Here is a 300-nt window from a genome sequence, read left to right as displayed (position 1 = left end):
GAACTCAGCCAAGTGTCACAACGAAGGAACTTCCGTTTAAGGAAGTTCGTCAGGACGATCCGAATCTCGAAAAAGGTCAGGAGCGTGTTGTAACAGAGGGACGTGCTGGTCTTGAGACAAGTACCACTCGTTACAGTGTAGATGCTAGCACAGGTCAGGTTACCGCCCTTCCGGTTGAGGTTGAAACTCGTTCAGCCGAGGATCGTGTGATTGCGGTTGGTACCAAGGAAATTGAGCCACCAGTAGTGACTCCAGAGCCAGAAGATGTCTTAGAAACTCGTCAAGAGTCGATTGCTTTTG

General features: G+C 49.7%; 1 protein-coding gene. It reads left to right on the top strand.

What is annotated here, in order from left to right:
• A partial coding sequence (locus E4T71_RS09405; protein ID WP_194181276.1) for a G5 domain-containing protein occupies nt 1–300 on the top strand: 300 nt, incomplete at both ends.

Source organism: Streptococcus sp. WM07, from assembly GCF_004570525.1.
Lineage (GTDB): Bacteria > Bacillota > Bacilli > Lactobacillales > Streptococcaceae > Streptococcus.
The sequence above is the reverse complement of the archived record's forward strand: the minus strand, read 5'-3'. Positions and strand labels throughout refer to the sequence as shown.